The sequence below is a fragment of the Negativicutes bacterium genome (assembly GCA_021372785.1).
GTDB lineage: Bacteria > Bacillota > JAAYKD01 > JAAYKD01 > JAAYKD01 > JAJFTT01.
This window is the reverse complement of the sequence record JAJFTT010000068.1, coordinates 18,510-27,021: the sequence shown is the minus strand read 5'-3', so window position 1 is coordinate 27,021 and position 8,512 is coordinate 18,510. Positions and strand designations below refer to the sequence as shown.

Annotated in this window: 5 protein-coding genes; all 5 read right to left on the bottom strand. The window is 51.4% G+C overall.

Features of this window, described 5'->3' with window-relative positions; genetic code table 11:
- Nucleotides 1-15: 15 nt before the first annotated feature.
- Nucleotides 16-2,217 carry a bifunctional (p)ppGpp synthetase/guanosine-3',5'-bis(diphosphate) 3'-pyrophosphohydrolase gene (locus LLG09_08605; protein ID MCE5197169.1) on the bottom strand — a complete coding sequence of 734 codons (2,202 nt, stop codon included), beginning with the start codon at nucleotides 2,215-2,217 and terminating at the stop codon, nucleotides 16-18.
- A gap of 36 nt (nucleotides 2,218-2,253) precedes the next feature.
- Complete coding sequence (recJ, locus tag LLG09_08600; protein ID MCE5197168.1) at nucleotides 2,254-4,542, bottom strand: single-stranded-DNA-specific exonuclease RecJ; 2,289 nt, start codon at nucleotides 4,540-4,542, stop codon at nucleotides 2,254-2,256.
- A gap of 8 nt (nucleotides 4,543-4,550) precedes the next feature.
- Nucleotides 4,551-5,675, bottom strand: a complete 1,125-nt coding sequence (gene tgt, locus LLG09_08595; GenBank protein ID MCE5197167.1) for a tRNA guanosine(34) transglycosylase Tgt — start codon at nucleotides 5,673-5,675, stop codon at nucleotides 4,551-4,553.
- Nucleotides 5,676-5,891: 216 nt separating this feature from the next.
- Entirely contained in the window at nucleotides 5,892-6,959 is a 1,068-nt protein-coding gene (gene queA, locus LLG09_08590) for a tRNA preQ1(34) S-adenosylmethionine ribosyltransferase-isomerase QueA (GenBank protein MCE5197166.1), read from the bottom strand.
- The gene (locus LLG09_08585; GenBank protein ID MCE5197165.1) at nucleotides 6,956-8,512 is read right to left on the bottom strand and encodes a SpoIID/LytB domain-containing protein; all 1,557 of its coding nucleotides are present in this window, start codon (nucleotides 8,510-8,512) and stop codon (nucleotides 6,956-6,958) included. Before LLG09_08585 ends, queA begins: the two co-directional genes overlap by 4 nt.

Here is an 8,512-nt window from a genome sequence, read left to right as displayed (position 1 = left end):
ACTGCCCGCATTGCTTTAATCTCCTTTGTTTTCTTTTTTATGCGTCAAATGTTCCACATGATACACATCAGGCACCTTTGACAGGCGGTCCCGAACGATATTCATTTGCTCGATATCCCGCACTTCCACAAAAAGATCGACAACGGCCAGACCGCTCTTATTGGAACGCGCTTTGACTTGCAGCAGGGATGCTTTCACTTCCGATAAAGCAATTAAGAGCTGCTGCAGTAAGCCGTCATGATCCAGCGCCGTCACTGTCAGAGGCACAATGAACGGCCCCAGATTCTTCGTTCCCCATTTGGCCGCCAGCAGTCTGCCCTCGCCTTTTAACGCTTCCAGATTGGCACAGTCTTTGTGATGAATGGAAACGCCGCGCCCTCTGGTCACATAACCGACAATGGGATCGCCCGGTATCGGGTTGCAGCAGCGCGCCAATTTGACCGCGATATTATCGATATCGTCAATAATGATACCGGCGGAATCTTTTTTACGGCTGTCGATCATCACACTGTCCAGCAGTTCTTTGGTATTGGGCAGCGGTTTTTCCGGCAGACGCTTGCGCATTTCTTCCAGCAGGCGATGCACGACCACCTGCGGTGAGACATCGGTATAACCAATCGCGGCCAGCAAGTCTTCCAGCGTGGGATAGCTGAATTCTTGCAAAATCAGCGCGAAGGGCAGCGATTTCCAGCTCTCAATCTGCGGCATGTCCGTTTTCTTCAGTTCTTTGCGAAATTCACGTTCCAATAATTCCGAACCTTTGAGAATGCTTTCGTCTTTGCCCAGGTGCTTAAACCATTGGCGGATGCGGGAGCGCGCCGAAGCGGTTTTGACGAAATTCAACCAGTCCCGACTGGGACCGGCGCTTTGTTTGGAAGTAATAATTTCCACAATGTCGCCATTTTCCAGGGTTGTGTTCAGCTGCACCATACGGCCGTTGATTTTGGCACCCACGCAATGGTGACCGATATTCGTATGCACGCGGTAGGCAAAATCCACCGGGGTGGCATCGGCCGGCATTTCAAACAGATCTCCTTTGGGGGTGAAGACGAATACTTCGTCAATCAGAAAATTCTTCTGCAGCTGCTGCAGATATTCTGCCGCTTCCGAGGGCTGATTTTGCAAATCGATCAATTGATGCAGCCATTTCATTTTTTCGAAATCGTTTGCTTTTTTCGGTTTCTCTTTTTCTTTATAGATCCAATGAGCCGCCACACCATATTCGGCGATCTCATGCATCTCATAGGTGCGGATTTGAATCTCCAAAGGTTCGGAGGCCTCCAGCGCAACCGTTGTATGCAGAGACTGATAATGATTGCTTTTGGGCATGGCGATATAATCTTTGAAGCGTCCCGGAATCGGACGCCATTCAGCATGGACTAAACCAAGGACATCATAACACTCCCGCACGGTGTTGACCAGGACACGAATGGCCATGACATCGAAAATCTCGGAAAAGTCCAGCTGTTTCTCTTCCATTTTACGGTAAATACTGTAAAGATGTTTTGGCCGCCCGCTGACTTCCCCCTGCAGCCCTTCGGCAGCAAGACATTCCCGTAAATGCGCTGCCGCCTGTTCTACTTCGGCTTCCCGCTGTTCACGCTTTTTGGAAACAAATTCCGCGGTCCTGTAGTACATCTCCGGTTTTAAATATCGGAAAGACAGGTCTTCCAATTCCCATTTGATTGAGTTGATACCAAGACGGCCAGCCAGAGGGGCATAGATATCCAGCGTTTCCTTGGCAATGCTTTGTTGTTTTGCCAGGGTTCTGACCTTTAAGGTGCGCATATTATGCAAGCGATCTGCCAATTTGATCAGAATGACCCGCATGTCTTTCGCCATCGCCAAAAATAGCTTGCGATAGCTTTCCGTTTGGTGTTCCAGAAGGTTGCTGAAATCCAATTTATCCAATTTGGTGACGCCGTCGACGATTTGGGCGATTTCCGGGCCGAATTTTTCCTGTAACTCGGCAAGGGAAAGCTCCGTATCTTCCACGGTATCATGCAGCAAAGCAGCGGCGATGGAAACCGGATCCAATTTGCTTTCCGCCAGAATCAAAGCCACCGAGAGGGGATGGATGATATACGGCTCGCCGGAGATACGTTTTTGCCCGGCATGCGCTTTTTCAGCCGCCAGATAAGCTTCTTCGATCAAGCGGATCTGCTCCGGTGCCAGATAGGCTGTCAAAGCAGACTTTAGTTCCTGCCAGGTTATCATTGTGATCTCCTCACTTTCTGTCCGTCTTCCCGTATGCTATCCAAAATAAAGCTGCAACAGCCGCAGACGCACTTCCTGAATTTTTTGAAAGGCCGGCAGCTTTTCCAAATCTGTTTTATTGCCATTTTGCTTAGGAAAATTATAATTTTTGTCGCTGATCGCCGCTAAATCCGCCTGCAAAAAGATATATAGTGCATTTTGTGCGCAAATGCGGGCATAAAAACCCTTGAGATTACCCGGATGCCGATTGATCAAATCATCATCATCAAAAATAGACCCGCCTCCACGCAGCCAGCGATAACACTCACTCAAATGATTGCGGTCCGGCAGCAGCCAATACAGCAGCTGCCGCCATTGCTGTAATTGGAAATCATCGAACAGGCGATGGCTGGACTGCGGCAGCTGCGGTTCATACAATGGATCCAACAAGTAAATCGCCGTAGCAGCCGGTGCGGCGATTTGCTGCGGCAGCGGCAGATAGGGAAATGATGCTGTAACAGCGGGATTGGGCGGCAGCACTGTGACAAGACCGGATTCTGCCAGAATTTCTCTGGAATTGGGCTCGGCATACCAAAAATTGACCTCCGGCGGCAATTGCCGCAGTGTTTGCAGCAGAGGCAGGGCATCCAGGCGGGAGGGGCGCCAATCGATCAATTCCAGGCGGAAACTTTCGCTGCCGTGAAAATTGCTGATTTGCAGCCGAGCCAGCACGTCCAAAACGCCGGTAAATTCCGCAATCCTCTCTCCCACACGCCAAGCGAAACAATTATAACGCCGCGCACCATACTGCAGCATGACATTGACATGCAATCCCTGTGAGATCATTTTGGTCTGGAGAACTTCTGTTCCGCGCAGCAAAACCAGCGGTTCTTCATTTTCACAGCCGCATGGCTCCAGACTGCGCCACAAGGATTGCTGTTCCACCAAATCAACTTCCGGGTTAAGTTCGATATCCGCAGCCAGGATATGTTCATCGTGATCCAACTGATGATAGCACCCCGCTGCCTCGCGGAAAGCAGACCTGACCTCCGGGAGTCGCTCCGCTGCAAAGGTGATACCGGCAGCCTGCGCATGTCCGCCAAAGCGCAGCAAGAGACTCGAAATTCGCTCCAGCATTTGATACAAGTCATAGCCGCGCGGGGCTCTACCCGAACCTTTGAGATTGCTGCCATCCTGACAGCAGATGAAGACAGGCCGATGCAGTTCGTCCGTCATCCGGGCGGCTGCAATCCCCAAAACGCCGCTGTGCCAGTCTGCCTGATAGAACAGAAAAGCATCCGCCTGTTTTTCCGCTGTACTCAGCGCTTCATATTGAGCGTACGCTTCTGTTTGTACGGCGAGTTCAACCTGTTTGCGGTCCTGATTCAGTCGTTCCAGTTTCGCCGCCCAAGCGGCAGCCTCTTCTCTGCCGCAGAGTAAGGCGGAAAGTGCGGAATCGGCTCTGCCCATGCGTCCGCTGGCGTTCAGCCTTGGTACGAGCTGAAAAGCAATCTGGGAAGCGCAGGTAATTCTGCCGATTCCGGCGATTTGTGCCAAAGCACTCAAACCGGGAGATTTGCCGAGATTGATTTGGTTGATACCGCGGTAAACCAGGGCGCGGTTGACGCCTCGCAGCGCCACCACATCACCAATCGTACCGATTGCCACATAGGGCAGCAAAGCGGCTAAAATGTCCGGTCGGTGCAGGGTCAGACTCAAAGCCCGCATGACTTCAAAAGCCACGCCGACCCCCGCCAGTTGCTGAAATGGATAGGTTTCTTCTTTCAGATGCGGATTGATGATAGCATAAGCAGCGGGCAAGATATCGCCGGGTTTGTGATGATCGGTCAGCAGCAGGTCAATGCCAAAGCGCCGCAGCAACTCCGCTTCAGCAACTGCTGATATACCGCAATCAACGGTCAGTAAAACCCGGCTGCCGCGAGCGGCAAGTTCCGGAATCACCTCCGCATTCAAACCATAACCTTCATCAAAACGGCTGGGGATGTAAGAATCCAGCCTGGTGAATCCCAGGGCTTGCAAACCGCGCAGCATCACCGCTGTCGCCGAAACTCCGTCCGCATCATAATCCCCGTAAATTGTAATCTGTTCTTGCTTCTCCCTCGCCTGCAATAAACGTTCAACCAGCTGGCGCATCTGCCGGAAAGCAAACGGATCCGGCATTTGTTCATCCTCCGGGTGTAAAAAAATCTGCATGGCGGCAGCATCACGATAACCGCGCGAACGCAGCAAAGCAGCATAAGCCGCACTGATCCCTAATTTCTTTGCGATAAGTTCGTCCTCTGCCATCGGAAAAGATTTAACCCGCCAAAAATTATTTTTCTTCATGACGGCACCTAAAAACCCGCGCCACGGGCGCGGTATTTGGCGTAAAACTCTTCCCGTAAGGCTAAAAGACGATCCTCCGCTATGGCTTGGCGGATACGCTCCATCAAATGCAGCAAAAACCAGAGATTGTGCAAAGACAACAGCCTTGGTCCCAGCATTTCCTCCGCATGAATGAGATGGCGTAAGTAAGCTTTACTGTAGTTGCGGCAAGTCGGGCAATCGCACTCCGGATCCAGGGGAGTAAAATCCCTGGCAAACTGCGCGTTGCGCACGGTCACTCTGCCTTGACTTGTCATAGCGGTTCCGTTGCGGGCAATTCTGGTGGGGAGGACGCAATCAAACATATCGATGCCGCGAATGACGCCTTCAATCAGGCAATCGGGGGAACCAACACCCATCAAATAACGTGGTTTATGCTGCGGTATGAGCGGGACTGTATTTTCCAGCATATCATACATGACAGCCTTTGGTTCACCGACACTCAGTCCGCCGATGCCATAACCGGGAAAATCAAGCTCCACCAATTGTTTCGCGCTGCGCTGACGCAGTGCGGCATAGGTGCCGCCCTGGATAATGCCAAATAAGGCTTGCTGCTCCTGGTTCTGCTGCGCTATTTTACAGCGTTCCGCCCAGCGCGCGGTGCGTTCCAGGGAATTTTCGACATAACTGACCTCCGCCGGATAAGGGGCACACTCATCAAACGCCATCATAATATCCGAGCCCAATGCGGTCTGAATTGCCACTGCTTTTTCCGGTGAGAGGAATAAAGCAGAACCGTCCAAATGAGAACGGAAAGCCACCCCTTCTTCACTGATTTTACGCAGCCTATCCAGGCTGAACACCTGAAAACCACCGCTGTCGGTCAGAATGGATCCGTCCCAGCTCATAAAGCGCTGCAGCCCACCCGCTTCGGCAATCAGATCCGCACCGGGACGCAAATAAAGATGATAGGTATTGCCCAGTATGATTTTAGCTCCCATTTGCTTTAATTCTTCCGACGTTAAGCTCTTGACGGAGGCTTGTGTCCCGACCGGCATAAAAACAGGTGTCTCAAAACTGCCGTGCGCGGTTGTTATTTTGCCGAGCCGCGCCGCAGATTCTGTCGACTTTTTGATCAATTCATATTTGAACATGCTGTAAAACCTCAGTGCTTCCAATCTTCATTTTTATTATTAATTAATTATAACAATATTTGCAGCGGAAGACAATCATTATCTTTTGCTCCGTTCAAATCTTCGCACCCTTCATTCCGGGTCAGGAAAGTAAAAAAACCGTCTCCGCCCGGCAGTCTCACACCCAAAGCGGAGCTGCTGTGGAATACGGTTTGCCTGGTATCCGTTGATGATCACCTAGCTATTTTTTTTGTGATTGGCAAAAAAGCAGGCGTCACCAAAACTAAAAAAGCGATACTCCCGCTTGACTGCTTCCTGATAAGCCTGTTGCACGACCTCCCAGCTGGAAAAAGCGCTGATCATCATCAGCAAGGTGGACTTGGGTAAGTGAAAATTCGTGATCAGTCCATCGATCAGTTTAAAATGATAACCCGGATAAATGAAAATATCCGTCCAGCCACTGGCAGCTTCAAGAGAACCGTCGGCAGCGGCCAGCGTCTCCAGCACACGACAGGAAGTAGTTCCCACCGCCAGGATACGCTGACCGTTGGCTTTGGCCTGATTGATCCGATCGGCTGCTTCTCTGGTCAATTGATAATATTCCGAATGCATTTTATGCTCGGAGAGGCGATTAACCTTGACAGGACGAAAGGTGCCAATGCCAACATGCAGCGTGAGCGAAACAAATTCGATCCCTTGCTGCCGCAGCTGCTGCATCAGCTCGGCTGTAAAATGCAGGCCGGCTGTCGGCGCTGCGGCAGACCCGGCTGCCTCGGCATAGACAGTCTGATAGCGCTGTTTTTCTTTTAAAGGCAGATGAATGTAGGGCGGCAGGGGCATTTCTCCCAATTGATCGAGCACTTCTTCAAACGTCGGTTTTCCCGGCCAGGAGAATCGAACGATGCGTTCTCCCATTTCTCTGCGTTCCTCAATGACACCTGTCAGGGCACCGTCACCAAAAATCATCTCCGCTCCGGGTTGTAATCGCTGACCGGGTTTGACTAAGGTTTTCCAGCGGCAGTCATCCAGACGTTCCAACAACAAACATTCCACCTTGCCGCCGCTAGGTTTGTGACCCAACAGTCTGGCTGGGATTACTTTGGTATCGTTGATCACCAAAAGGTCACCCGGCTGCAGCCAGTCTGCCAGCCGGTAAAAATAAGTATCGGCTAAATAACCTTTTTCCCGGTCGATGATCATCAGACGGGAATCGGAACGCCGTGCCAGCGGACTCTGCGCAATCAGAGCCTCCGGTAAGTCATAGTCAAATTGTGAAACCAATAATTCATTCTCTGTATTGCTCATTTTCCTACCGTAACCCCCGTATAATAAAACTGCAGGATTTCTCTATAATTATAACCCAGCTTCGCCATCGCCTGAGCGCCGTATTGTGACATACCCAGATTATGGCCGCTGCCGCCGCCCGGGAAACTGTAAACCGCAGGATTGCCCTCCAGTTGCCGCAAACCTTGGCCGGTCATGACCGCCGTCGCATCGCTGACCGAGAGATTCCTGTTGCCATCCGCCGTAATCACCTGGGTCCTGCCGCCGGCAAACTCGGTCAGCCTGCCCTCCGCACTTAAGATGCCGAGATCCAATTGCTTCGTCACCGTAAAATTATAACTTTTTAAGCCGAAATAGTAACGTCCCTCGCCTTTTTTCAAAACGATGGTGCGCAGGCTGCCTTCAATTTCAATTTCAATCGCCGCGCCGAATGCGCCTGCTTTGCTGACCCGCATGGAGCGGATTTCACCGATGTCACCGTATCCCACCAGTAAATTCTGACGGATTTCCGCAGCGCTCAGACTGGGAACAGGCAGCCAGACATTATCCGGGCTTTCGGTTTTGAAAAATTCCTGCACCCCCCGGATATAAGGAACAGCCTGGATAAAAACATTCTCACAATTTTCGGTGCTGCCGCCGGCATCCGCATGATAGTAGGCGGCGGCCATCTTTTGATTGCCGCTGCCGTCAGGATACCAGATGACTTCAGCGGCAGTCTCCTGAACCGCTTGCTGCACAACAGGCGTTCTGGCGTAATCGATGCCGATATAAGTCTGTTGATCGGTATTGATATCAAAACCATACTGCAAATAGCGGGCCGTGCCGAATTGCGTGCTGAGAATAAAACTGCGACTGGCCACCGCCTGGGCTTTCAGCGCCTCCAACGGCCAGGAAGGCGACATTTCGCGGGAAATGACGGCGGCAATATACTCCTCGAATGGCAGATTGTTGATCACCGTCAAACCAAAATTATGATAGCGCTGAATCAGCATTTCCGCCGGATAACAGCGCTGATTCGGCCCATAGATCAGATCACCGCCCGCGTAATCCTGCCAGACTGCCATATGACTCCGTAATGTGTCGAGCGAGTCACCGGCAGTCGGCTGATAAAAAAACAGAGTCAAACCGCCCACATCCCGAACCCTGATACAGCTGCCATTCACAACCGCCTTTGTGGCTGGAACGGCCAGTGTTTCGCAATAAGCTGTCGCCAGCCAGATTTTCCAACCTTCCTGCGTATAGGCCGGCGCTGCGTCTTTGTTATAACCATATTCCACCAAATAAGCGGCGGCATCCGCATAATCAGCAAAGCTGACCGTTAATTGACTGTAATTGCCATTTTCCGGTGAGAGCAACAGACAGCGCAGCTCAGTAGAATGCCAGATTCCAAGACCATTGCAGGACAAACGAATGCCGGACTGAAAGCCGAGTCTTACCTCCGCCAAGGCCTCATCGCCATAATCCAGACCGACCGCAATCATGGCCGGAACTGCCGGCTGCGTTTCTGCCGCCAGACAAGATCCGGCAAAGGTAAGACTGCTCAGCAGCAAAAAAAGCCATAAAACTCTTTTCAT